This is a genomic window from Rhodoferax sp. (assembly GCF_028714215.1).
Classification (GTDB): Bacteria; Pseudomonadota; Gammaproteobacteria; order Burkholderiales; family Burkholderiaceae_C; genus Rhodoferax.
The window spans coordinates 1-25,008 of sequence record NZ_JAQTMS010000043.1; the positions used below are offsets into that span (position 1 = coordinate 1).

The window sequence follows — 25,008 nt, forward strand, 5'->3', positions numbered from 1 at the left end:
CGACCGGGCGCCAGATCCACTTGCCGATCTTCTCGCCATCCTCGGTTTCCACCACCATCGCCTTGAAGGTGATGACCGCCCCCAGCAAGGCCAGCAGGACGCCCAGCATGAGCGGGAAGTAGCCCGGCCCCATGCGCGCGCCGCTGCCCACCGTGTAGGTGGTGGCGCCCCAGGCGAAGGCACCGCCCACGGCCATGAACACGACACCCGAGAAAAAGTCTTTTTGACTTTTGATATTCATTGGTATGCTCCTCTAGCAATAAAAATTATTTCTTCATCAAAAACTCATGCCACAGCGGCGGATTCGTCTGGTGGGTCCTGACCGGTGTCTGGCTGCATGTTCAAAGGCACTGCATCGGTATTTTTGGCGCAACTCGTTCAGCCTGTTCCTGTTATCGACAAACACAAAACCTCATAGTGCAGTTTGCAGTGCGTCACGGCTGGGCGGTGGATATTGGATTTGGGAAGCGCACGGAACATGATGCATCCGATGGACTGGTTGATGTACTGGACTGAGAGTCCAGATGCGGGCCCGCAATAGGAGTCAATGCGCTCCACATTGGGCTCCGGACAAGTTGATCCCGAAGGAGGCTGTCATGGCCGTCTTACCGGACTCGGACCTCCTGCAGGCACTGGCGTAGTAAAGCTATGGGGTTGCTCCTTCACATGTCGGGAGTGAATGATCTACAACGCAGCCACCAGTTCCGGCACCGCGACAAACAGGTCAGCCTCCAGGCCATAGTCGGCCACACTGAAGATCGGCGCTTCCGGGTCCTTGTTGATGGCAACGATGACCTTGGAGTCCTTCATGCCGGCCAGGTGCTGGATGGCGCCGCTGATGCCGGCGGCAATGTAGAGCTGGGGCGCCACGATCTTGCCGGTCTGCCCGACCTGCCAGTCGTTGGGTGCGTAGCCGGCGTCCACCGCGGCCCGGCTGGCGCCGATGGCGGCACCCAGTTTGTCGGCCAGCGGGGTCAGGATTTCGGTGAACTTCTCGGCTGAACCCAAGGCCCGGCCACCGGCCACGATGATCTTGGCGGCGGTCAGTTCGGGGCGGTCGTTCTTGGCGATTTCACTGCCCAGGAAGGTGGCCTTGTCACTGGCCGCCAGCGCCGCCACGCTCTCCACCGCGGCGCTGCCGCCGGTGGCCGGCGCGGCGTCAAAACCGGTGGTACGTACCGTGATGATCTTGATCGCGTCCGCGCTCTGCACCATGGCAATGGCGTTGCCGGCATAGATCGGGCGCTCGAAGGTGTCGGGGCTGTCGACCTTGGTGATGTCGGAGATCTGGCCGACATCGAGCTTGGCGGCAACGCGCGGAGCCATGTTCTTGCCGGAAGCGGTGGCCGGGAACAGGATGTGGCTGTAGCCGCTGGCAAGCGCCAGGATCTGGGCCGCCATGTTTTCGGCCAGACCGTGGGCCAGGCCGTCGCTGTCGGCGTGCAGCACCTTGGCGACACCGGCAATCTGGGCCGCCGCCGCGGCTGCCGGTGCGGCATTGGCACCGGCCACCAGCACATGGACGTCGCCGCCGCACTGCAGGGCGGCGGTCACGGTGTTGAAAGTTGCGCCCTTGAGGGACGCGTTGTCGTGTTCGGCTATTACGAGGACTGTCATGAATCTGCTCCTGGGAAGTATGTCATTGCGGGCTTCTTGCGTTGTCATCCCGGGCTTGACCCGGGATCCATGGATTGCGGGTCAAGCCCGCAATGACAGCGACACCGGCATGCAATGACAACATTGATTAAATTACTTTGGCTTCGTTCTTCAGTTTGGCCACCAGGGTGGCGACGTCGGGCACCTTGATGCCGGCGCTGCGCTTGGGTGGCTCGCTGACCTTGAGGGTCTTGATGCGGGGTGTCACGTCGACACCCAGGTCTTCCGGCTTGAAGACGTCAAGTTGCTTCTTCTTTGCCTTCATGATGTTGGGCAGCGTCACATAGCGCGGCTCGTTCAGGCGCAGATCGGCGGTGATGACGGCCGGCAGGCTGATCAGCAGCGTCTCCAGGCCGCCATCGACTTCGCGCGTGACCTTGAGTTTGCCGTCCGCGGCTTCGACTTTGCTGGCGAAGGTGGCTTGGGGCAGATCGGCCAGCGCGGCCAGCATCTGGCCGGTCTGGTTGCAGTCGTCATCGATGGCCTGCTTGCCCAGGATGATGATGCCGGGCTGTTCCTTGTCGACCAGGGCTTTGAGCAGTTTGGCAACCGCCAGCGGTTGCAGTTCGACCGCAGTTTCAACCAGGATGGCGCGGTCGGCGCCTATCGCCATGGCGGTGCGCAAGGTCTCCGTGCATTGGGTAACGCCGCAGGATACCGCGATGACTTCGGTGGCCACGCCTTTTTCGCGCAGGCGCACCGCTTCTTCAATGGCGATCTCGTCAAAAGGGTTCATGCTCATTTTGACGTTGGCGATATCTACACCCGTGTTGTCCGACTTGACGCGGACCTTCACGTTGTAGTCCACCACGCGCTTGACTGCGACCAGGACTTTCATTGCTACAACTCCAGATGGTTAAAAGAATTCGGTGATTTGCTTGCTGCTTGCGTCGTCTTGATTGACGTGCACGTCAACTTGCGATTCTATGCGGTGTCGTCCCCCGAACCAGTCTTGCAGACGACAGCCAAAGCACAAACAAAATAGCACGACCGTGCTTTTTTCAAATTATAGCCGCGCCCGATGCGCTTTCGCGAAGCCGATCCTTTTTACACCGCTCGGGTGTGCAGCACCCGCTGCGGGTAGGGAATCTCGATCTGGTGCTGCCGCAACAGGCGCAGGATATCCAGGTTGACCAGGGACTTCAGATTCAGGCTGCCGTTCTCCGGATCGGCGATCCAGTAACCCACCGTGAACTCCAGCCCATCGGCCCCGAACGAGGACAGGGCCACCGACGGCCCGGGGTCACGCAGCACGCGATCGTGATTCAGGGTCGCCTCCCTCAACAAACGCATCACCAGTTCCACGTCGGCGTCGTAAGCGACCGAGACCACGGTGAATTGCCAAACCCGGGCATCGGCCAGCGACAGGTTTTCGACCCGGCTGGTGATCAGCATCTCGTTGGGCACGATGGACTCGCGCCCGGTAAGCGAACGGATCACGGTGTAGCGGGCGTTGATCTGGGTGATGCATCCCTCGAAACCATCGACCCGCACGTTGTCGCCGATGCGCATGCTGCGCTCGGCCAGAATGACAAAACCGCTGACGTAGTTGGCCGCCAGCTTTTGCAGGCCGAAACCGACGCCGACGCCCACCGCGCCACCCAGCACCGACAGCGCCGACAAATTGATGCCGACGGCCGACAGCGCCACCATCAGGCCGACAAACAGCAACAGCGCGCGGGTGGCATTGCTCAGCGCCTTGCGCAGCGACAACTCGCCGCCGGTGGCCGAGCGCAGCAGCCGCGCCTCGATGCCCGACGAAATCCACAGCGTGAAGATCAGCACCGCGGCGGCCGTCAGCGCGCCCTCCAGCAGGGTGCGCACCGACAGTGTGCTGCCGCCCACCTTCCAGGCAATCTGATCCAGTTCCTCCAGTATCGCCGGCAGCAAGCCGCTGACCCATAACACCATGGCCAGCCACGCGACCCAGGAAATGCTGCGCTCCAACAGCAGCACCAGGGGCGTTTCCTTGAACGCCACCTGCAACACCTTCACCCCCAGCCGGATCACCACCAGGGAAATCAGCACCGGGATCGCTATTTTGAAAACCGCCAGCGGCAACCAGCGCAGCAACAAGGCCCGCGCCAGATAGGCCAGGCACAGCAGCAGCAGCGGAAACGCCACGCCGTCGACTATCCGCTTGCCAAACAAAATGGAGTTTTTGTCGCGCAAACCAGCGGCGCGGCCAATCAACGCGGCCATCGCCCAGGCCACGGCACCACACAAGACCAGCGCCCCCAACTCCAACAGGGCGCTCGGTCGGGTCAGGGCAGCAATCCAGCCGTCGAGGTCGGTGATGCGCGGATCAAACATCGGCCAGCACCCGGATATGCGCCTCCACACTGCGGCCCAGCGCGCTGAAGGAATAACCACCTTCCAGACAGGACACGATGCGTCCCTTGGCGTGGCGCCGGGCCACGTCCTTGATGCGATCGGTGATCCAGGCGTAGTCCTGCTCGACCAGACCCAGCTGACCCATATCGTCCTCGCGGTGCGCATCGAAGCCGGCACTGATGAAGATCATCTCGGGCGCAAATTCCTCCAGTCGCGGTATCCAGGCGTTCTCGATCAACTCCCTGATCTCCATGCCCTTGGTGTAAGCCGGCACTGGCACATTGACCAGGTTGCTGGCGCCGGTATGGACCCAGTCCATGGGATAAAACGGGTGCTGGAAAAAGCTCACCATGAGGACGCGCGGGTCGCCGGCCATGATGTCTTCCGAGCCGTTGCCGTGGTGCACGTCGAAGTCGACAATCGCCACCCGCTTCAGGCCATGGCGCTCCAGCGCGTACTTGGCGGCAATCGCCACGTTGTTGAAAAAACAGAAGCCCATGGCTTTTTCGCGGCAGGCGTGGTGCCCCGGCGGTCGAATGGCACAGAAGGCATTCTCCATCTCGCCCGCCAGCACGGCATCGGTCGCCGCCAGGGCGGCACCGGCGGCGCGCAGGGCGGCGTCCCAGGTGCTGACGTTGATGGAGGTGTCCGGGTCGACCTGGGCATAACTGGGGCCGCCGGCCTCGATATCCTCTTTCAGGCCGTCGCTCAGGCCGCGCAGTGCCGCCACGTGCAGACGGCTGTGCGCCAGTTCGATATCGGCCAGGGCGGCCACCGGCGCCTCGCGCCGGTCCAGCGCGACGTCCAGACCGGATATCAAAAGACGGTCCTCGATGGCATCCAGCCGCTCCGGGCACTCGGGGTGTCCCGGTCCCATTTCATGTTTCCAGCAATCGCGATGGGTAAAGTATCCGGTCATAGTCACAGTACGCTTGCGTCGCCCTCATTATTTGGTAAGGTTGCGCCATGAATGCACAACAAAAACTTAAATCACTGGTGGATCAGCTTAACACGGTGATTGTCGGAAAACCGGCACAGACGCAGGATTGTGTGGCCTGCCTGCTGGCCGGCGGCCACCTGCTGATCGAGGACGTGCCGGGCGTCGGCAAGACCACCCTGGCGCACGCGCTGGCCAGAACCTTTGGCCTGCAATTCTCGCGCGTCCAGTTCACCGCCGACCTGATGCCCAGCGACCTGTCGGGCGTCAGCATCTACGAGCGCGCCAAGGAAGCTTTTGTGTTCCACCCGGGGCCTTTGTTCACCCAGGTTCTGCTGGCCGACGAGATCAACCGCGCCAGCCCCAAAACCCAGAGTGCGCTGCTGGAAGCGATGGAGGAAAAACAGGTCACGGTGGACGGCGAAACGCGCGCCCTGCCGTCGCCCTTCTTTGTCATTGCGACGCAAAACCCGTTCGATCAGGTCGGCACCTATGCCTTGCCGGAGTCGCAGCTGGACCGCTTTTTGATGCGCATCTCGCTGGGCTACCCGGACCGCGCTGCCGAGCGCGACCTGCTGGCTGGGCTGGATCGGCGCGACATGGTGAACGCCCTGCCCAGCCTGCTGACGACTGCCGAGCTGAAAGCGCTACAGCAGCAAGTTCTCGCGGTGCACGCCGCCCCACCGCTGCTGGACTATGTGCAGGACCTGATCGCCGCGACCCGCTCCGGCCAGTGGTTCCTGATGGGCCTGAGTCCACGCGCCGGCATGGCCGTGCTGCGCGCCGCCAAGGCACAGGCGCTGCTGTGCGGCCGCGACTACGTGGCCCCCGACGACGTGCAGGCGATCCTGGCACAAACGGTGGCGCACCGCCTGATTCCGGTCGGCGATGCCGGCCGTGGCGCGGTGGAGCAGGTGCGCGCCATGCTGGACGCGGTGCCGCTGCCGTGAAATGGTTCCAAAATTGGTTGGAAGCCCGGCTGTCGCTGCGCGACAGCATCACCCTGACGCAGCGCAACGTCTATATCCTGCCGACCGGCCCCGGCTTCATGCTGGCGGCCACCCTGCTGCTGCTGCTGCTGACGTCGATCAACTACCAGCTCAACCTGGGCTATCTGCTGACCTTCCTGCTGGCCGGCTGCGCCCTCGTCGGCATGCACGTGGGACACGCCACGCTGCGCGGCCTGACGATGAATCTGCTGGCACCGGAGCCCCAATTTGCCGGCGCCAGCGCCACCATCAGCATCTATATCCAGAACCCGCGACGTGGCATCCGCCACGGCATCGGCCTGGCCGTGCTGGGCTCCGGCCACTGGCTCTGGACCGATCTGCCGGCACTGGGCAGTTGCACCGTGCACATCGCTTTCCAACCGACGCGCCGCGGCCTGCACCGCGTGCCCACGCTGACGGCGGAGACGCGCTTTCCGCTGGGCACGTTCCGGGTCTGGACGGTGTGGCGTCCGGCGGCCCAGGTGCTGGTCTATCCGGCACCCGAGCCCTTTCCTCCGGCACTGCCGCCGGGTCAGCCACGCGCTGAAGGTGCCGCCAGAGCACACCTGTCCGCCAGTGGCGAATACGACGGCGTACGCGCTTATCGCCGCGGCGATCCGCTGAAACTGATTGTCTGGAAGAAAGCCGCCAAGGCAGACGAACTGGTGAGCCGTGACGCACAACAACTGCAGCACCTGGAGCTGTGGCTGGAGCGGCACCACTGCGGCACCTCCGACCCCGAGCAACAACTGTCCCGCCTGTGCGCCTGGGTGCTGCTGGTCGAGCAGCAGGGGCTCGATTACGGCCTGCGTCTGGGCGCGCTGGAAATCAAACCCGGCAGCGGCGAGGTGCACAAAAAGCGTTGTCTGGAGGCGCTGGCTTTATGTTGAATTTGATACTCCCGAGTCTTGCGCCGACAGGCGCGGTTGGTGTCGGGAGGTGCGCCCGACTGCGCACTTACTTTTCTTGCTTCGCCAAGAAAAGTAAGCAAAAGAAGGCGAGCCGGATTCGTCGGCCCTGCGGGCACGCTGCGTTGCTCAGCTTCAGCGGGGTGCGCGCAAACTCGGCTGCGCCTCAAACATGCGTGCCCCTGATCCGCCGAAGCTTGCGCTACTCGCCTCCTCATAACGGCAATGGAAACCAAATACAGAACACCACAAGTACGCGCCATGGCGCGTACTTGTTCGGTTGTTGGCTGTTTTGGCTTCCTCGCCATTATGAGGAGGCGAGTAGCGCAGACCTGAGCGGATCAGGGCTGGCGTTGTTTGAGCGAAGCGAGTTTAGCCAGACCCCGCTCAGGTCGAGCAACACAGCTTACCGGCGCAGCCGGGCGACGAATCCGGCTCGCCTTCTCTTTGCTTACTTTCTCTTGGCGAAGCAAGAGAAAGTGAGTCGCCCGCCGGGGCGAGACCCGGCCTGCCGCGCGCTGTCGGGCGCACACCCCGATATACAACGCCTGCCGGCAAGAACGAACCCCATGTCATGTTGACGAAACTAAAGCACCTGCCCCGTGACAGCCGCGACACGCTGTTCCTGCTGCTGGTGATGGCCTGGGTGGTGTTGCCGCACGTGGGCCACTTGCCGCTCTGGTGCAGCCTGCTGGCGGCCGCTCTGATGCTGTGGCGTGGCGCCCTGGCGCTGGCGGCGCGGCCCCTGCCCTCGCGTTGGTGGTTGCTGGCGCTGCTGCTGCTGACCGTAGGCGCCACCTTGTTCAGTCACAAGACCCTGCTCGGGCGCGATGCCGGCGTCACCCTGATCGTGGTGCTGCTGGCCCTGAAAACACTGGAACTGCGCGCCAAACGCGATGCTTTCGTGGTCTTTTTCCTGGGCTTCTTTACCCTCTTGACCAACTTCTTCTACTCGCAGTCGCTGCTCATCGCGGCCGCCATGCTGATCAGTTTGCTGGGTTTGCTGACGGCGCTGGTGAATGCCCATATGCCGGTCGGCAAACCGCCCCTGGCGCAAGCCGCCCGCAGCGCCGGCTGGATGGCGCTGCTGGGGGCGCCCATGATGGCCATTCTGTTCGTCTTGTTCCCCCGGCTGGCACCGCTGTGGGGCATCCCCAGCGACGCCATGAGCGGACGCAGCGGCCTGTCGGCCAGCATGCAGGTGGGCCATCTCGCCAGCCTGGCGCTCGATGACAGCATTGCCTTGCGCGTGCGCTTCGAGGGCGCGCCACCGGCCTCATCGGCGCTCTACTTTCGCGGACCGGTGCTGTCCGCCTTTGACGGCCGCGAGTGGCGCGCCCAACGCCCGGGCTTGCCGGCGCGCTGGCAGCTCCCCAGCGCCCTGCAAGTGCAAGGGCCGGCCGTCAAGTACCAGGTGACGCTGGAACCCAACAGCCGTCCCTGGATACTGGTGCTGGACGCCACGCCCGCCAAACCCCTGCTGAGCGGCTTCGATGCCAGCATGACAGCCGAACTGCAGTGGCTGGCCGACCGCCCGGTGACCGACCTGCTGCGCTACAGCGCACAGAGCTACCCCGAGTTCAGTCACGGCCCGCTGCGGCCGGTGCCGGGGCTGCAAGACTATCTGGACCTGCCACCGGGCTTCAACCCGCGAACCTGGCAACTGGCGGCCCAAATGCGGCAGGACCCGCGCTACGCCAGTGCAGATGAAGCGCAACTGGTGGCGGCGGTGCTGGAGCGGCTGCGCAGCGGCGGCTACAGCTACACGCTGGAGCCCGGCGTCTTTGGCCGCGATAGCGCGGACGAGTTCTGGTTCGACCGTAAGGCCGGTTTTTGCGAGCACATCGCTTCGAGTTTCGTCATCCTGATGCGCTCGCTTGGCATACCGGCCCGCATTGTCACCGGCTACCAGGGCGGCGAGAACAACGCGGTGGACGGCTTTTTTGTCGTCCGCCAAAGCGATGCCCATGCCTGGGCCGAGGTCTGGTTCAACGGGCGCGGCTGGGTCCGCGTCGACCCCACCGGCGCCGTGGCGCCTGGACGCATCGGCAGCCTGCAACGCTTGCCGGCCCCGCGCGGCGTCATCGCCAGCGCCCTGCTGGGCAGCATCAACCCGGCGCTGGCGCTGAACCTGCGCGCGTTGTGGGACGCCGTCAACAACGGCTGGAACCAGTGGGTACTCAACTACACGCAAGGCAAACAACTCAATCTGCTGCGCCATATCGGCTTTGAATCGCCCAGTTGGGAAGACCTGAGCTACCTGCTGATCGGCATCGTGGTACTGGCCAGCCTCACGGCCGCCGGCTGGACGCTGTGGGAACGCCACCACCAGGATCCGTGGTTGCGCTTGCTGGGCCGCGCCAGGGCGCATCTGCAAAAGTCGGGCCTGAGCCTGCCGCCCAACAGTCCGCCGCGCCGGATGGCCCAGCAGTTGCAGCGCCAGCGTGACCCGCAAGACCCTGCGGCAATCGCCTGGCGGGACTGGCTGCTGCGCCTGGAAATGCAGCGCTACGCGCCGCTGGGTGGCTCCCGCGGCAGCCTGGCTACACTGCAACGAGAACTTAAACAATTGATACGCCGCAAGTGACCTCCAGACTGCTCCTTATTGCCGCGCTTTGCGTCGCATCCTGCAACTTCTCCAGCGCCGCGGAAGCGTCAACCCGGCACAAGCGAAAGATTGTTGCCGCCAAGCGGTCGGGTCAAGCCGCCCCGCTGGGCCCGGCCTATGCGCAGCGCGCCGACGCGATGCTGGCGGCCGACGACATGGCAGCGCGACGCGACCTGGAGCGCGACTGGGTGCGTCAAACCATCGCCCAGGCGCGCTATGTGCCGCAGATCGCCAAACTGATTTTGCCGCCGGCCCCCGGTACCCCGAAAAACTGGCAACTCTATCGCAGCCGCTTCATCGAACCGATCCGCATCAAGGCCGGCGTCAAGTTCTGGCAGGACAACCAGGAGAGCCTGATCCGGGCTGAAAAGGAAACCGGCGTGCCGGCCCAGATCATGGTCGGCATCATCGGCGTGGAAACCATTTACGGACAGCAAATGGGGAGCTTCCGGGTGATCGACGCGCTCGCCACACTGGCCTTCGATTTTCCGGCCAGCCACCCGCGCGCACTGGAGCGCAGCGCGTTTTTCAAAGCCGAACTGGAGCAATTTTTGAGTCTGACGCAGCGCACCGGCGTCGATCCGCTGACACCGCGCGGGAGTTACGCCGGCGCCATGGGCATGCCCCAGTTCATGCCCTCCGCCTGGGCCCGATACGCGATCGATTTCGACGGCGACAGCAGAATAGACTTGTCCAACAGCGCGGCCGATGCGATCGGCTCGGTGGCCAGCTACTTGAAAGCGTTCAAATGGCAACCCGGCATGCCAACCCATTACCCGGTCCGTTTCGACAGCGACAAACCTGACCTGGAGCCGCTGCTGATCAACGACATTCTGCCGACCTTGAGCGTTGCCAAGCTGCAGGCCCATGGCGCCGTGCTGGAGGACGCCGCCCTGCAGCACAGCGGGCCGCTGGCGCTGGTGGAACTGCAAATGGGCGACGCGCCGCCCAGCTACCTGCTCGGGACCGAGAACTTTTACGCCATCACGCGCTACAACTGGAGCAGCTACTACGCGATGGCGGTGATTGAATTGGGGCAGGAAGTTGCGCGGGCGATGAACCCGTAAGCGACTTCCTCACGCCGCACTTCAGGCCAACCATGGGACTTCACAGCGGTTTGCCCAGCAGGCTTTCAAACTCCCCGATCGGCACCGGCCTGGCGAACAGATAACCCTGGAAGGCCTGGCAGCCGTGGCGCAGCAGAAAGTCGCGCTGGGCCTCCGTTTCCACCCCTTCGGCAATCACCTTCAACCCCAGCGCCTGCGTCATCGCAATAATGGTTTGCACAATGGCGGCATCGTTCGGGTCGTTGGTAATGTCGCGCACAAACGACTGGTCGATCTTGATCTGGTCCAGGGGCAGGCGTTTCAGATATTGCAGCGAGGAATAGCCGGTACCGAAATCGTCCATCGAGAAACTGACGCCCAGCCGTTTCAGTTCATGCATCTTGCGGATGGTGTCCTCGACGTTTTCCAGCACCATGCTTTCGGTCAACTCCAGCTTCAGCAGGGACGCCTCGGCGCCGCTGTCGAGCAAGGCGCGCTGCACCTGCGCAACGAAGTCATCCTGGTGGAATTGTTTGGCGCTGACGTTCACGGCCAGCGTCAGGTCCCGGGTCAGCGCGTCCTTTTGCCAGGCCTTGAGTTGCGCACAGGCGGTCTGCAGCACCCACAGCCCGATCGGCACGATGAGCCCGGTATCTTCGGCCTGCGCAATGAACTGGGCCGGAAATACCAGGCCCTGATTGGGATGTTGCCAACGCAACAAACCCTCCGCGCCCACCGGGCGGCGCTGCCGGTCGACCTGAATCTGGTAATACAGCTGGAACTGCTGTTTGACCAGCGCCTGCCGCAGATCGGTTTCCAGGGCGACTCGGGTATCCAGCACGGTTTGCATCCGCGGATCAAAAAAGCGGATCGCATTGCGCCCTGCCGCCTTGGCCTGGTACATGGCGACATCGGCGTGCTGCAGCACGTCCTGCGCACTTTCCAGATGACCGCGAAACAGGCTGATGCCGATACTGGGGGTGGTGTGGCACGGGTGTTCTTTCAGCGCATAGGGCTGGCTCAGCTCCTGGCAGATCTTTTCCGCCACCCGTTGCGCCGCGGTCGACGCCTGGTCCGGCTGGCTGCCCAGTTCTTCCAGCATCACCACGAATTCATCGCCCCCCAGCCGTGCCACGCTGTCGGCTTCGCGAACGCAGGCTTGCAGCCGCTGCGCCACCTCGATCAGCAGCAGGTCACCGAGGGCATGACCTTGCGTGTCGTTGATGGTCTTGAAGTGATCCAGATCCAATAACAGCAAGGCGCCATGTTGACCACTGCGCTGACTGACCCCCATCGCCTGCTGCAAGCGATCGAGCAACAGGTGGCGATTGGGCAGCAGGGTCAGCGCATCATAGAAGGCCAGCCGGTGGATCTTTTGTTCGGTCAGTTTGCGCTCGGTGATGTCGCGCCCGATGATCGCCAGGCCCTTGCGTCGACCATCCTTGCCGAACATGGGCATCTTGCGCGCTTCTATGACCGTGGCTTGATCCCCGGCCCCGGCCAGGCTTTCTTCTTCGACCCTCAATTTTCCAGCCTGCCAGGCCTTTTCGTCGCTCGCCAGACAGCGCTCGTGAGCGGCCCGGAAGGCCGGCTGCAAAACCGCCAATTCCATCTCGGTTTTTCCCTCCCAGGGAAGGTTGTGCAACTGGAACAGTTGCTTGGCCGATTCATTGATGAGCAGCCAGCGGCCCTCGCCATCCTTCAGGAATACGGCATCCGGAATGGCTTCGATCAGCGCTGCCAGTTGCTCATTGCGGCGCGACTCAAGCAGTTGCCGCTCCAACTCAGCCTGTTGGTTGCGCATCGGCCTGAAGATCAGTATGTAGAGGACCGGCGCTACCAGCGTGGTGAGCAGGACCGGATCGAGAAAGTCCCAGATACCCACCGGCGGGCCGCCGCTCAGGCCGGAGATCATCAGCATGATGAAGAACTCGACCAGCAGCACGATCAAGGCGATAGTGATCACCAAGCGCGCGGGGGTATTCAGAAAGGCCGGCAAATGTTTCATGCGCTGCGCCTCAACTCAGGCCGCCGCGGGACGCACAGAGGACGTTCGCGCGGGTCGGTTGCGCCTACTTGCATAAATTGTTCCTCCTGAAACCTTGTGCTGGGTACAGTCGGCTGAAGCGATACCCGCCTTACGCTCAACGGCTAAGGCCAGCCATTCCTTGCGAAACCGGAATTTAAAGCAATTTTGGAATTGGCGTACAGCTAGCGCTTGCGGGTGGACACCCATTTGTCCGCCTGCTTTTGCAGCAGATTGGGAAACTCCTGGTCATGGTCCAGGGTCAGCATGAACAGCGCATTCAACACCACGCCTGGGAATCCGGCCCGGTTGCCGCCTCGCGTATCGGTCTGCAAGCTGTCGATATAGGGGCGAAATTCGGGACAACCCCAGAACAATTTCAGCTTTTCGCCAATATGCGGAAAAACTACGTTGATGACTTTAAAGTTTACGTTGTCTTCAATCACACCCAAGCCCCTAGAGACGTTCCATCAGGAGCCGAACGATACCACGCAGCAAGCCGGCTCCTGCAAAAATCCTAGGTCTGCAGGTGAGCACGAAGAAATACACCCAACTCCTCAACCGACTGGTCGGCCTCGCGCATCCTTCCGCCCAGCGTCTGCCAGACATGCCACATACCGGGGAAAACCTTCAGGCTGGCCCTTGACCCTTGCGCGTTCATGCGCTGGGCCAGCATGCGCGAGTCGTCCAGCAGCGCTTCCAGCGTGCCGACGTGAATCAGCGCCGGCGGCAACTGGTGCAGTTGCGCATAGTGCGGCGACACCAGAGGATGCTGCAAGGATGTGTCGCCGGCGTAGTGACGCGCCGCGACGCTGAGCCGCTGCTTGCTCGGGAAGTAGGGGTCTACCGCCGCCTTCGTGACATGGCTTGGGTGGCTCAGGGCCAGATCGGTCCAGGGCGACATCAAGGCCAGCGCCGCCGGTGCCGCAACACCCTGGTCGCGCAAGCTGACGGCCAGCGCCAGCGCCAGTCCGCCGCCGGCCGAATCGCCGGACAGCCCGATCGCGGCGCCGGGATGGGCCAGCCGCAGCCCCCGGTAAGCGGCAATGGCATCGTCCAGCGCGGCCGGAAACGGGTGTTCCGGCGCCAGCCGGTAATCAGGGTTGAAGACCCGGTGCCGGCAGCTGGCTGCCAGCCGCGCCGCCAACGCCCGATGCGTGATGCAGGAACCACCGGTGTAGGCGCCACCATGAAGGTACAACACCATGCCCTGGCCGTCCTGCCGCTGCGGCAGCAGCCATTCCCCAGGGCAGCCACCGACCTCCGCCGCCTCCACTTTGACGCCGACGGGCATCCTGAACAGCCGGCTGGCGGCTTCTTCGCGTGCCAGGCGGTACTCCGGCAAGGGCAGATTGCGCTCTATCAGCTTGGCCAGTTGGTACTTGACGAGGCGGTACAGAAATCGTGATTTCAAGGATTGCATGTTCGTCCAGTTGCGTAAGATGGTGCTGGCGGCAATCATATTTGGATTGGAGTAGCATCAACTCATGAGCCAGTATTTGCTGAACATCAATGGTGCGGCACATCCGGTTGAGGCTGCTGCGGACACCCCTCTGCTGTGGGTCTTGCGCGACACGTTGGGCCTGACCGGAACCAAATTCGGTTGCGGCATCGGCAGTTGTGGTGCCTGCATGGTGCACCTCAATGGCTTGCCGACCCGCGCCTGCATGACACCGGTCTCCAGCGTCGGTCGCAAACAGGTTGTCACCATAGAGGGACTCGATCCCCGGCATCAGCACCCCTTGCAGACCGCCTGGCAGGAACTCGACGTGCCGCAATGCGGCTATTGCCAGCCTGGGCAGATCATGAGCGCCGCCGCGCTGCTCAAGGAAAATCCGAACCCGACGGACGGCGAAATCGACGATGCCATGGCCGGTAACCTGTGCCGCTGCGCCGCCTACTTGCGCATCCGCGCCGGCATTCACCGTGCCGCCGAAATTGCCGCCGGCAAGGGTGCCCCATGAAGCCCCGCCCGGCCCAGGCGCTGGCGGGTGTGGACCGCCGCGGCTTCCTGCGCCAATCGACCGTTGGCGCGGGTGGCCTGTTGCTGGGTTTCTATCTGCAACCACTGACGGCCGCCGAGGTGATTGGAAAACCGTCCAGTGCGGGCGACGCAACTGCCTTCCAACCCAATGCGTTCATCAGCATTTCAACCCAGGGCATCGTCACGCTGATTTCCAAGCAACCCGAGATCGGCCAGGGCATCAAGACTTCGCTGCCCATGGTCATCGCCGAGGAACTGGAGGTCGACTGGAAAGACGTGCGCATCGTCCAGAGCGACCTGGACCCGGTCTATGGCAGTCAGAGCGCTGGCGGTTCGACCTCGACACCCAACAATTACAACAACTTCCTGCGCCTGGGCGCCACCGCCCGCAGCATGCTGGTACAGGCCGCCGCGTTGACCTGGAAGGTGCCGCTGGCCGAATGCCATGCAGCGCACTCGGCGGTGCACCATGCGGCAAGCGGCAGGAGTTTGCGCTACGGTGAACTGGTGAGCAGAGCGGCGGCGTTGCCGGTGCCGGCCGCCGAGGACGTCAAGCTCAAGGATCCGCGCGACTACAAACTGTTGGGCCAGCGTCTGGGCGGCGTCGACAACCTGGCCATCGTCAGCGGCCAACCCTTGTTCGGCATCGATGTGCGACTGCCCGGCATGCTTTACGCCCAGTTCGAGAAATGCCCGGCCTTCGGCGGCAAAGTGGTCAGCGCCAACCTCAGCGCCATCAAGGCTTTGCCGGGCGTACGCGATGCCTTCGTGATCCAGGGAACTGGCAACCTTAATGGGCTGATGCCGGGTGTCGCCATCGTTGCCGAATCGACCTGGGCCGCTTTCAGTGCCCGCCGCCAACTCAAGGTGAACTGGGACGAAGGTCCGGTGGTCAATGAAAGCTGGGACGCATTTGCGGCGCAGGCGCAAAAGCTCTCCAAACAAGCCGGCAGCGTCCAATTGCGCAAGGATGGCGATCCCGCAAGCGCCTTCGCGGCGGCGGCCAAAACGGTAGAGGCGGCCTACAGCTACCCGTTTGTTTCGCACGCCAGCATCGAGCCGCAGAACTGCACCGCCTGGTTTCACGACGGCGCGCTGGAGATCTGGGCGCCAACGCAGAATCCGGCCGCCGGACAAAACCTGGTATCCAACACCCTGGGCCTGCCCAAGGACAGAATCACCTTGCACATCACGCGCAGCGGCGGCGGTTTCGGACGGCGCCTGAGCGCCGACTACATCGTCGAGGCAGCCGCCATCGCGCAGCGCATCGGTGCGCCGGTGAAACTGACCTGGAGCCGTGAAGACGACTTGCGCCACGACCACTATCGCTCCGGCGGTTTTCATTTCCTGCGTGGCGGCCTGGATAGCCAAGGCAAGCTGACGGCCTGGCACAACCACTTTGTCACCTTTGCCAATCGCGTCACTCGCGATGGCGCTTCGGTGTTGCAGCCCGGCAGCGGCGCCAGCCTCTCGGGCGACGAGTTTCCGGGCCGCTGGGTGGCCCATTGCCTGCTGGAACAAACGCCCATGGAGTGCGGCATTCCGATGGGGCCGTGGCGCGCCCCCGGCAGCAATGTATTTGCCTGGGTTTTTCACAGCTTCATTGACGAGTTGGCCCACGCCAGCGGGCGCGATCCACTCGAATTCCGGCTGGAGCTATTGGGCACCAAGGACCTGGTGGCCCCCAGCGGAGAACGCGGCCTGCCCTACAACGTGGCACGGATGCGGCGCGTGCTGCTGGAGGTGGCGCAAAAAGCCCAGTGGGGCCGCAAGAAGTTTCCGCGCGGCCAGGGCCAGGGCATTGCGTTTCACTTCAGCCACCGCGGCTACATCGCCGAGGTCGCCGAAGTCACGGTCTCCAGGGCCGGCCAGTTGAAGGTGGACCGCGTGGTGGTGGTGTCAGACATTGGCTCCCAGATCGTCAATCTGAGCGGCGCCGAAAACCAGGTGCAGGGCTCGGTCATCGATGGTCTGGGCACTTTGATGTTTGCTGAACTTGATATCCAGCGCGGACGCATCGTGCAGCGCAACTTCAACGACTATTCCCTGATCGGCATGGCCGACGCGCCGCCGCGCATCGAGGTGCATTTTCTGAAGAGCAATGAACCGGTCACGGGCCTGGGCGAACCGGCCTTGCCGCCACTGGCGCCGGCAGTTTGCAATGCCATCTTTGCCGCCACCGGCAAACGCGTGCGTCAAATGCCGCTCAGTCGCAGTGACTTGAGCTGGCGCTGAAGCCTTACTTTGCCACCGAGGCGCGCCAGATTTGGACCGCCTTCAAGGTATTTTCCACGTGCTGGTCCGGGCTCAGGCTGGCATAGACGTAAAGCACTTTGCCTTCGGGGCTGATGACATACGAAATGCGATCGGCCATGTCGGGCTTCATCCATAAGGCGGCGTCATATTGCTTCATGATGCGCGCACCCTTGTCGGCGGCCACGGCAAACTTGTCGCGGCAGGCCTCGACCGAGAATTTTTTCAGGGTTTCGATGTCGTCATTGGAGATACCCACCACGGTGGCGCCCAGTGCCTCGAACTTGGGCGTGGCCTCGGCAAAATTGTGCGCCTCGACGGTGCAGCCGCTGGTAAAAGCTTTGGGATAGAAATACAGCACCACGGGCCCCTTCTTCAAGCTTTCCATCAACGAAAACTTGAAGGCAACGCCGGCACGTGCCGCCTCGGTCGTGAAGTCGGGTGTCGCCGCGCCCACCGCCAGAGCCGCCTGCGCCGCGCTGCCAGTAAACGCCATTGCCAGCGAAGCGCCAATTGACACACAATGCTTGTTCAGTTTCATTTGCTCGCTCCGCCACCAAGGGTTGTGAAATGCAGCCATCCAAATTGCACAATAACCCAATCCTCAATACCCCGCCCGGGCTAGGGGTCACGGGGGAGTCTGCCTTGCACTCGTACTATGCCGCTCGGGCCCCCGAGTACGACCAGGTGTACCGCAAACCCGAGCGCCAATCCGACCTGCGCGCCATTGAAGCCTGGCTGCCGCCCCACTTCGCGAAGGCCAGGGTGCTGGAAGTGGCTTGCGGCACCGGTTACTGGACACAGTTCATCGCACCAGTGGCATCGCACATGCTGGCGCTGGACCTTGCCAGTGAGACGCTGCGCATCGCCCGACAGCGGGTGCCCGTTGGCAAGGTCGACTTCTCTGTCGCTGACGCTTACCATTTGCCGCGTCACCTCGGAACGTTCGACGCGGCCTTTGCCGGCTTCTGGTTTTCACACATCCCGAAAGCGCGGCGGCGCGAGTTCCTGCGGGGGCTGGGCGGCAGGCTGGAGCCCGGCGCCAAAGTGGTGTTGCTGGACAACCGTTTTGTCGCCGGCAGCAGTTCACCCATCACCGAACAGGATGCCGACGGCAACAGCTACCAGACGCGAGCGCTGGCCGATGGCTCGCGCCACCGGGTGCTGAAGAACTTCCCTTCAGAGTTGGAACTGCAATCCATGCTGGACGGCATTGGCGAGCCGGGAACTGTGACCAACTGGCCGTATTTCTGGGCTTTAGAGTACGTCGCAACAGCCCCCTGACGCGAATCGTGCGAATCAGCCCTGCCTGCTGTTTGGCACTTCACATTTCTTTGCCGGGCGAGGCACATCAAGGTAACAAGACTGCGCTAATGTCAGCCCCTTCTCGACAAGGAGTGGCAGTGAAAAAGTTGGCTTGGACTATGCTTGTTTTGGCACCCGTCGCCTGCTGGGCGCAATCTGAAGCCGGGGTGGTTCCTGCGCCTGGCGCGGCTGCGCCGCCAGGCAGGGCGGCACCGCCTCGTCCCAATCCTGCGGCAACGCGCGAAGTGACCTTGCCGCTGCTGCATGATCGTCTCGCGTTGACGACTGCGCAGCAAACACTGTGGCAGGTTTTTGAAAGCAAGGTGGAAGCCTATACGGAAACGCACTACCGTCAAAAACCGGTCTTGCCGTCACCCGAGGATGCGGCTCCGCACCAGATCGGCAGGATGGTCGACAACCTGCAAAACCGCCTGGCCGCGCTGGAGGAAGTGGAAGCTGCGGCGAAGACCTTGTACGCGAGTCTGGCGCCCGGACAGCAAAAGACCGCCAATCAGATGTTGCTGCTGGCGATCCCGACCTTTGCCGCTGTCGCTGGCGGCCCGAACCAGCCGGCCGAGGAGGGTCGGCGCAAAGGCGGCAAACCCGAAGGCGGCATGCGCTCGCACCGCGGCGCCGGCCCCGGTGGCATGGGCGGTGGCGCTGGTCTTTGAGTTGGGTCCGACTCAGGCCGCCGACGGAATCAGGAAATCGTGGCTGATGTGAGCGCCCAGGTCGTTGACCCGGTCCAGGAATTGCGTCAGGTAAGCGTGCAAGCCGGTGGCCAGGATCTCATCGATGCGGCCGTACTTCAGCTCGGTGCACAGCTTGCCGGCGCGCCTCAGGGTTTCGCCCGACTGTTGGTTGGCCACCAGTGCCAGATTGGCGACCACTTCGGTCAGGCTGGCATGCAGTGAGCGCGGCATGTCGGGTCGCAAAATCAGCAGCTCGGCCACCCGCTCAGGACGAATCACGTCGCGGTACACCTTGCGGTAGACCTCGAAGCCGGAGACGCTGCGCAGAATGGCGCTCCAGTGGTAGAAGTCGTACTCCTGCTCCTTCTCGCCAGCGCCACCCCGAAAATCGCTGGGCAGCGCATGAAACTTGACATCCACCAGGCGCGCCGTGTTGTCGGCCCGTTCCAGGAAGGTGCCCAGGCGCATGAAGTACAGCGCTTCGTCCATCAGCATGGTGCCCAGGGTGACGCCGCGTGACAGGTGCGAGCGGAACTTGACCCATTCAAAAAACTGCCCCGGATCGCGCTCGAACTCGCCGCCCCGGATCATCCGTTTGACCTCCAGCCAAGTCTGATTTTGCGTCTCCCAGACCTCCGTGGTGAGGGTGCCGCGCACGGCCCGCGCATTCTCGCGCGCGGCGTTCAGGCAGGACACGATGGAGGAAGGATTGCTCTCGTCCTTGACCATGAAGTCCAGCACGTCGCGCACGTTGACTTCGCCGTGCCGGGCCTGGTAGGCCGGCAGCAGTTCGCTGATGCTCAGCAGGCCTTGCCAGCCCAGCAGCGCCGCCGCCTCGGATTGCGGCAGCAGCGAGGTCTGGTAATTGACGTCCAGCATGCGGGCCGTGTTCTCGGCGCGCTCGGTGTAACGGGACATCCAGAACAGGTGATCGGCGGTACGGCTTAGCATAAATTCCCCCTCATCTCAGATTTCCAGCACCCAGGTATCCTTGGTCCCGCCGCCCTGCGACGAATTGACCACCAGCGAGCCGTTTTTCAGCGCCACCCGGGTCAAGCCGCCCGGCACCATCTGCACCGTCTTGCCGGCCAGCACGTAGGGACGCAGGTCGATGTGGCGCGGCGCAATACCGCTCTCGACAAAAGTCGGGCAGCTCGACAGACTCAGCGTGGGCTGCGCAATGTAGCCGCCCGGATTGGCCAGCAAGGCCTGGCGAAAGTCTTCGATCTCGGCCTGGCTGGCGGCCGGTCCGACCAGCATGCCGTAGCCGCCGGCCCCATGCACTTCCTTCACCACCAGGTCTTTCAGGTTGGCCAGTGTGTAGGCCAGGTCGTCCGGCTTGCGACACAGGTAAGTCGGCACATTGCTCAGTATCGGCTTTTCACCCAGGTAAAACTCGATCATCCGGGGCACATAGGCGTAGATCGACTTGTCATCGGCGACACCGGCGCCGATCGCGTTGCAGATGCTCACATGGCCGGCCCGGTAGACGTCGAGCAGGCCGACGCAACCCAGTGTGGAACTGGGGCGAAACGCCTTCGGGTCCAGAAAATCGTCGTCCACCCGGCGGTACAGCACGTCCACCCGTTTCGGGCCGCGGGTGGTGCGCATGTAGCAGAAGTTGTCTTTCACAAACAAGTCCTGCCCCTCCACCAGTTCGACCCCCATTTGCTGCGCCAAAAACGCATGCTCGAAATAGGCGCTGTTGTGCATGCCGGGCGTCAACACCACCACGGTCGGCTCGGCCGTGGTGGCGGGGCTGCTGGCACGCAGGGTTTCCAGCAGCAGATCGGGGTAATGCGCCACCGGCGCGACGCGGTTGGCATTGAACAGGTCGGGGAACAGGCGCATCATCATCTTGCGGTTTTCCAGCATGTAGCTGACGCCGCTGGGCACGCGCAGGTTGTCCTCCAGCACGTAGTACTCGCCCTCGCCCTTGGCATTGGGCACCCGCACGATGTCGATGCCGGAGATGTGCGAATAGATGTCGTTGGGCACGTCCACGCCCATCATCTCGGGCCGGAACTGGGCGTTGTTTTGCACCTGCTCGGGCGGCACCAGTCCGGCCTTGATGATCTCCTGGGCGTGGTACACATCGTGCACAAAACGGTTCAGCGCCGTCACGCGCTGCACCAGGCCACGCTCCAGAAAAGCCCACTCGCCGGCCGGAATGATGCGGGGAATCAGATCGAAGGGAATCAGTCGTTCGGTGCCGGCGCCCTCTTCGTCCTTCTCGCCGTAGACCGCAAAGGTGATGCCGACGCGACGGAAGATCATCTCGGCCTCTTCCCGCCGCTTGGCCATCATGTCGCCAGGTTGACGCGCCAGCCATGCGTCATAGATTTTGTAATGCTCCCGAATCTTCGCTCCGTGCGTAAAAAACTCGTACGGCAGTCGGGTGTACATCTCGTCGAATTTCAGCATAACGATTTCTCCTGCCTCTAGCTTAGCAAGGTTTGGGCCAAATCGAATACTTTGCGAGACAGACCGCTAAGGGATGTGGAAATTACAAACGTACCAATTATTAGTTCTTGTCATTGCGGACTTGATCCGCAATCCAGTGCTGGCGAACACTGGATGCCGGATCGAGTCCGGCATGACAACGGTATTTTTGCAATTACCTTCTCCCTACGGAAGTCGGTGATGCCAGTAGCGCAAACCCTGGGTTCGCTGACACTTGATTTCCTGCGGCTGCTCCGACTGCCAGGTTGCCGCACCGCAATGGGGTGAGTCGATGACCTGAATCCGTCGCTTTTCGTAGCGCACCAAAACGGACTGCGCCGGGTGATTGAAACGGTTTCTGTAACCCGCCTGCACCAGCGCAATCCGTGGCTGCACCACATCCAGAAAGCCCGCGCTGCTGGAGGATTTGCTGCCGTGATGCGGCACCAGCAGCAAGTCCGTTTTCAGATCATTTACGCGCTCGGCGACCAGCCGCGCTTCCTGGGCTTGCTCGATATCGCCCGTCAGTAGCGCCGAGCGCTGGCCATTGGAAATGCGCAGTGTGCAACTCATGGCATTGGTCTTACCGTCGTTGTCATAGTCCCCGGCGCGCGGCTGCAGCACTTCAAAATCGACGCCATCCCAGCGCCAGCGCTGTCCCGCCAGGCAGCGCTGGACCGGACGCAAAGCCTGCAATTCATCGTCCATTTCAATCGAACTCAGCAACTGGGCCTTGCTCTGCATCGTCAGCAGCGCCAGCGCGCCGCCGGTGTGATCGCTGTCGCGGTGGCTGAGCACCAGCAGATCGACCGGCAGATCCAACGCGCGCAACAGTGGCACCAGCACCCGATGGCCGGCATCGCTCTCGCGGCTGAAACGGGGTCCGGCGTCGTACACCAGGGCATGGCTGGCGGTGCGCACAATCACGGCACTGCCCTGCCCGATGTCGGGCGCCAGCAGCTCAAACTGGCCCTCATGCGGGCGGGGCGCCTGCCACAACAGTACCGGCAGCAGCAGCGGCAAGCCGGCCAAGCGCAAGCTCCACGGCAATTTCATGGCCAGCAGCAGTCCGCCCACGACACCTGCAAAGCCGGCCCACCAAGGCGCTTGCGCCACGGTCAGCGTGGCGAATGGCAGCGCCGCCAGCAACTTCAGGTACCAGACCAGGGCGGCAATCGCCAGCGCCGCCAAGTCCCACAACGGTTCCAGCAAGACGCCCAGCATGGCCAGCGGCGTGATGACCAGCGTCACCCACGGAATCGCCAGCGCATTGGCCGCCAGGCCGACCACGGAAACCTGGCCAAACAGCAATAGCGTGAGCGGCGTCAAAGCCAGTGTGATCACCCATTGCTCATGGAACATGGCCCCCACGCTTGCCGCTACGCGTGCTGCGCTGCCCCCCAAGGGGGCTGTTTCGCTTTGGGGCGGCCCGGCAGCGAAACCGGCCCCCACGCTTGCCGCTACGTGTGCGACACGACCCTGCGCGGCGACTCCTTTGCCAGGCGTCTTCTCTTTCAGCGACGCTCCTGAATCGGTAGCAAACAAAACCCCGACGGCGACAAAGCTGAGCCAGAAGCCGGCCTGTAGCAAGGCCCACGGGTCCGTCATCACCACGACGGCGCAGGTCAGCAGCCAGACTTGCGGCCACGGCCAGCGCTTGCCCGACAGTCGCAGCAAGGCGACCGTGGCCAGCATTAGCACGGTACGCTGCGACGGCACGCCCCAGCCGCTGAAAAAAGCGTAAGCGCTGGCCAGCATCACGCCGCCGATCACGGCCGCGCTGGGCGCCGGCAGCCACAGGCACAGTGGCCCGGACCGCCGCCACAACCAGCCCAGGGCCAGCGCCGCAACCCAGGCGAACATGGTGATATGCAAACCGGAGATCGACATCAGATGCGCGACGCCGGTGGCGCGGAAGACATCCCAGTCGGCGCGATCAATGGCGTTCTGGTCACCCACCACCAGCGCCGCAATCAGGCCGGCGTTTTGGCGCTCCGATACGCGCTCGAAAATGCGATCGCGCACCCGTTGGCGAGCGCGTTCGACCGGATGCCAGAGGGTCTGGGCCAGGCGCAGCGGTGGCGGGTCCTTGGCTCCCGCACGCACGTAGCCGGTGGCCTGCAAGCCCTGCTCCCAAAGCCACAACTCATAGTCGAAACCAAACGGGTTGCTGGCGCCATGCGGCGCCTTCAAACGCACCGTCATCTGCCAGCGCTCGCCCGCCACGACAGGCCCTGGTTGCTCCGCCGGCGGACCGACCAGGGCGGCGCCATGGTTGCCATTCATGGCCGCATACCAGCCCAGGTAAATGCTGGGCGGCAAGCGTACCTCCCGGCCCTTGAGTTGCGCCGCTTCGACCTCCAGGCGAAAACGCAAACCGGCGTCGTTGCGTTGGGGCATGGCGGCAACCACACCGGTCACGGCAATGTCGTGTCCCTCCAGTCCGCTGTCCAGCGCGTCCCTTAGAAAAATGGAGGCCCGCAGCCCGGTGACGCCGAAGGCCAGCAGGCTGAAGGCCGCCACCGCGATCAGGGTGCGGGCCGTCGGCGCCAGAGTCCTGAGCGTTGCCAGCGCGCACAACACGGCCGCCAGCAGCAGCAGGCAGGCATAGCTCCAGTCCGCGAACAGCGCCCGCTGCTGAAGTTGCAGGCCGCTGCCCAGCAGCCACCCCGCCAGCAGGGGCCATAGCAGTCGCGCCAATACAGGGTGATAGCCAGGGTTGGTGTGCATAGCCTGGTGGCAAGATTTACAGCGCCTGCACCTGTCCCCCATCGGGCCGGCGCAGCCAGGCTTCAAACTCATCGGCCAGTTGAACGCTGGCCGCCATGGCGGCCGACCAGGCTCTGACACGGCCGGCCAGGTCCTGCCCGTAATGCTGGAAATCGCCGCGGTCCGGCAGCTTGCCATTGGGCAGTGTCTTGACCCAGTCCGGATTCGGTGCCAGCAGCACCATATTGTCCAGAAAGGGCGTGGCTTTATGGCGCCATTTCAGGTGTTTGTCGAGCCATCCCGGGACCACCGATTTTTGAAAATGCGGATACAGCACCAACCCGTTGACCTGCGGCGCCGCCGCATAGTTCAGATGCAGGTGGTAGTCCGTCAAGCCACCGTCCCAGTAGGCGCCGGGCGGTGCCCCCGGAATATCGTGTACCGCCTGCAGTACAAACGGAATCGAACAGCTCGCCTGCAGGGCGAGTTTGAAATTGGCCTCGCTCAGACGCAATTGCCGGGTGCGGTAATCGCTGCTGGCAAAAGGCAGCTCAGCGTCGCCGCTGGAAAACACCACGCGTTCCAGCCAGGCCCCCATGGCCCTGCGCCGCACGGTGTTGCTCAGCAGAACCCCCAGATAGCCCAGCGGCGTGCGCCAGCGCTGCTCGCGCCCCAGAATATGCCGTCCACGAGAGGTGAAGATATGCAGGTGGTAGCGCGAATGCTGCAACACCTGGGCCACGCGACCGCTGTAGAAAGCCCGCAGATTTTCCCCAAACAGCGCGCTGACGCGCTCTGCGCTGGGTCGTGTTTCGCCGTCCTGCAATTCATAGTGCTGGTGGATGTAGTCATGCTCCAGCCGCAGGAACGCCGCCACCGGATCATCCAGGCAAGCGGTCGCCATGCGCCACGCGCCGATGGACGCCCCCACCAGATGCACGGGCTGTTTTGACTGCGGTAGCCAGTGGCCAAAAATAAAGCGGTCCAGCGATCCCAGCAGCAAGCCCTTGGGACCGCCCGCGGCGGCTGGAATAGTGCCAATATCGGCCGCCTGAAGACCATTTTTTTCGATCTGCCGCCGGGCTGCCGGACCGGCATAAATGCACAGAGCGCGCATCG

At 63.2% G+C, this 25,008-nt stretch carries 21 protein-coding genes; 8 read left to right on the top strand and 13 right to left on the bottom strand.

Annotated features, from left to right (window positions below):
* The 5 genes from PHS32_RS17455 to PHS32_RS17475 all read right to left on the bottom strand — a co-directional run.
* Positions 1 to 241 (bottom strand): tripartite tricarboxylate transporter TctB family protein (locus tag PHS32_RS17455; protein WP_301077852.1); only part of this gene is annotated, 241 nt, incomplete at its 3' end.
* 443 nt (positions 242 to 684) lie between these two features.
* Positions 685 to 1,617, bottom strand: a complete 933-nt coding sequence (locus PHS32_RS17460) for an electron transfer flavoprotein subunit alpha/FixB family protein (RefSeq protein WP_301080353.1) — start codon at positions 1,615 to 1,617, stop codon at positions 685 to 687.
* 127 nt (positions 1,618 to 1,744) lie between these two features.
* Positions 1,745 to 2,494 carry an electron transfer flavoprotein subunit beta/FixA family protein gene (locus tag PHS32_RS17465; protein ID WP_301080354.1) on the bottom strand — a complete coding sequence of 250 codons (750 nt, stop codon included), beginning with the start codon at positions 2,492 to 2,494 and terminating at the stop codon, positions 1,745 to 1,747.
* Between the two features lie 209 nt (positions 2,495 to 2,703).
* On the bottom strand, positions 2,704 to 3,969 hold the full coding sequence (locus PHS32_RS17470; protein WP_301080355.1) for a mechanosensitive ion channel domain-containing protein: 1,266 nt from the start codon (positions 3,967 to 3,969) through the stop codon (positions 2,704 to 2,706).
* Positions 3,962 to 4,915 carry a histone deacetylase family protein gene (locus tag PHS32_RS17475; protein ID WP_301080356.1) on the bottom strand — a complete coding sequence of 318 codons (954 nt, stop codon included), beginning with the start codon at positions 4,913 to 4,915 and terminating at the stop codon, positions 3,962 to 3,964. Before PHS32_RS17475 ends, PHS32_RS17470 begins: the two co-directional genes overlap by 8 nt.
* Before the next feature lie 41 nt (positions 4,916 to 4,956).
* Between PHS32_RS17475 and PHS32_RS17480 the strand changes: the two genes are divergently transcribed.
* From PHS32_RS17480 to mltB, 4 genes are all read left to right on the top strand, one after another.
* Positions 4,957 to 5,877: a MoxR family ATPase gene (locus PHS32_RS17480; RefSeq protein ID WP_301080357.1), complete on the top strand. Its 921-nt coding sequence runs from the start codon at positions 4,957 to 4,959 to the stop codon at positions 5,875 to 5,877.
* Positions 5,874 to 6,806 (top strand): DUF58 domain-containing protein, encoded by a 933-nt coding sequence (locus PHS32_RS17485; RefSeq protein ID WP_301080358.1) that lies wholly within the window; start codon positions 5,874 to 5,876, stop codon positions 6,804 to 6,806. Before PHS32_RS17480 ends, PHS32_RS17485 begins: the two co-directional genes overlap by 4 nt.
* A 592-nt stretch (positions 6,807 to 7,398) precedes the next feature.
* Positions 7,399 to 9,411, top strand: a complete 2,013-nt coding sequence (locus PHS32_RS17490; RefSeq protein ID WP_301080361.1) for a DUF3488 and transglutaminase-like domain-containing protein — start codon at positions 7,399 to 7,401, stop codon at positions 9,409 to 9,411.
* Between the two features lie 158 nt (positions 9,412 to 9,569).
* Positions 9,570 to 10,499: a lytic murein transglycosylase B gene (gene mltB, locus PHS32_RS17495; protein ID WP_301080393.1), complete on the top strand. Its 930-nt coding sequence runs from the start codon at positions 9,570 to 9,572 to the stop codon at positions 10,497 to 10,499.
* A 40-nt stretch (positions 10,500 to 10,539) separates the two neighbouring features.
* On the opposite strand, the gene PHS32_RS17500 is transcribed toward mltB, so the two are convergent.
* The 3 genes from PHS32_RS17500 to PHS32_RS17510 form a co-directional block, all read right to left on the bottom strand.
* Positions 10,540 to 12,486 carry an EAL domain-containing protein gene (locus PHS32_RS17500; RefSeq protein ID WP_301080362.1) on the bottom strand — a complete coding sequence of 649 codons (1,947 nt, stop codon included), beginning with the start codon at positions 12,484 to 12,486 and terminating at the stop codon, positions 10,540 to 10,542.
* A gap of 203 nt (positions 12,487 to 12,689) precedes the next feature.
* Positions 12,690 to 12,950 (bottom strand): hypothetical protein, encoded by a 261-nt coding sequence (locus PHS32_RS17505; protein ID WP_301080363.1) that lies wholly within the window; start codon positions 12,948 to 12,950, stop codon positions 12,690 to 12,692.
* Between the two features lie 71 nt (positions 12,951 to 13,021).
* Complete coding sequence (locus PHS32_RS17510) at positions 13,022 to 13,918, bottom strand: alpha/beta hydrolase (RefSeq protein WP_301080364.1); 897 nt, start codon at positions 13,916 to 13,918, stop codon at positions 13,022 to 13,024.
* 73 nt (positions 13,919 to 13,991) lie between these two features.
* Here PHS32_RS17510 and PHS32_RS17515 point away from each other — a divergent pair, with 73 nt between their 5' ends.
* Positions 13,992 to 14,468 carry a (2Fe-2S)-binding protein gene (locus tag PHS32_RS17515; RefSeq protein ID WP_301080365.1) on the top strand — a complete coding sequence of 159 codons (477 nt, stop codon included), beginning with the start codon at positions 13,992 to 13,994 and terminating at the stop codon, positions 14,466 to 14,468.
* Complete coding sequence (locus tag PHS32_RS17520; protein ID WP_301080367.1) at positions 14,465 to 16,723, top strand: molybdopterin cofactor-binding domain-containing protein; 2,259 nt, start codon at positions 14,465 to 14,467, stop codon at positions 16,721 to 16,723. The genes PHS32_RS17515 and PHS32_RS17520 overlap by 4 nt, the downstream gene beginning before the upstream one ends.
* A 4-nt stretch (positions 16,724 to 16,727) precedes the next feature.
* Here PHS32_RS17520 and PHS32_RS17525 read toward each other — a convergent pair whose 3' ends face one another.
* Positions 16,728 to 17,237: a peroxiredoxin gene (locus PHS32_RS17525; RefSeq protein WP_301080394.1), complete on the bottom strand. Its 510-nt coding sequence runs from the start codon at positions 17,235 to 17,237 to the stop codon at positions 16,728 to 16,730.
* 149 nt (positions 17,238 to 17,386) lie between these two features.
* Between PHS32_RS17525 and PHS32_RS17530 the strand changes: the two genes are divergently transcribed.
* Both PHS32_RS17530 and PHS32_RS17535 read left to right on the top strand, forming a co-directional pair.
* On the top strand, positions 17,387 to 18,025 hold the full coding sequence (locus PHS32_RS17530; protein ID WP_301080368.1) for a class I SAM-dependent methyltransferase: 639 nt from the start codon (positions 17,387 to 17,389) through the stop codon (positions 18,023 to 18,025).
* A gap of 266 nt (positions 18,026 to 18,291) precedes the next feature.
* Positions 18,292 to 18,717, top strand: a complete 426-nt coding sequence (locus tag PHS32_RS17535) for a Spy/CpxP family protein refolding chaperone (RefSeq protein ID WP_301080370.1) — start codon at positions 18,292 to 18,294, stop codon at positions 18,715 to 18,717.
* Positions 18,718 to 18,729: 12 nt separating this feature from the next.
* On the opposite strand, the gene PHS32_RS17540 is transcribed toward PHS32_RS17535, so the two are convergent.
* The 4 genes from PHS32_RS17540 to PHS32_RS17555 form a co-directional block, all read right to left on the bottom strand.
* Complete coding sequence (locus PHS32_RS17540) at positions 18,730 to 19,689, bottom strand: alpha-E domain-containing protein (RefSeq protein ID WP_301080371.1); 960 nt, start codon at positions 19,687 to 19,689, stop codon at positions 18,730 to 18,732.
* Positions 19,690 to 19,704: 15 nt separating this feature from the next.
* A complete protein-coding gene (locus PHS32_RS17545; RefSeq protein WP_301080372.1) occupies positions 19,705 to 21,162 on the bottom strand; it encodes a circularly permuted type 2 ATP-grasp protein in 1,458 nt (485 codons plus the stop codon).
* 204 nt (positions 21,163 to 21,366) lie between these two features.
* Positions 21,367 to 23,910, bottom strand: coding sequence for a DNA internalization-related competence protein ComEC/Rec2 (locus PHS32_RS17550; protein WP_301080374.1), 2,544 nt, complete (start codon positions 23,908 to 23,910; stop codon positions 21,367 to 21,369).
* Positions 23,911 to 23,926: 16 nt separating this feature from the next.
* The gene (locus PHS32_RS17555) at positions 23,927 to 25,006 is read right to left on the bottom strand and encodes a phospholipase (RefSeq protein WP_301080375.1); all 1,080 of its coding nucleotides are present in this window, start codon (positions 25,004 to 25,006) and stop codon (positions 23,927 to 23,929) included.
* Positions 25,007 to 25,008 lie beyond the last annotated feature (2 nt).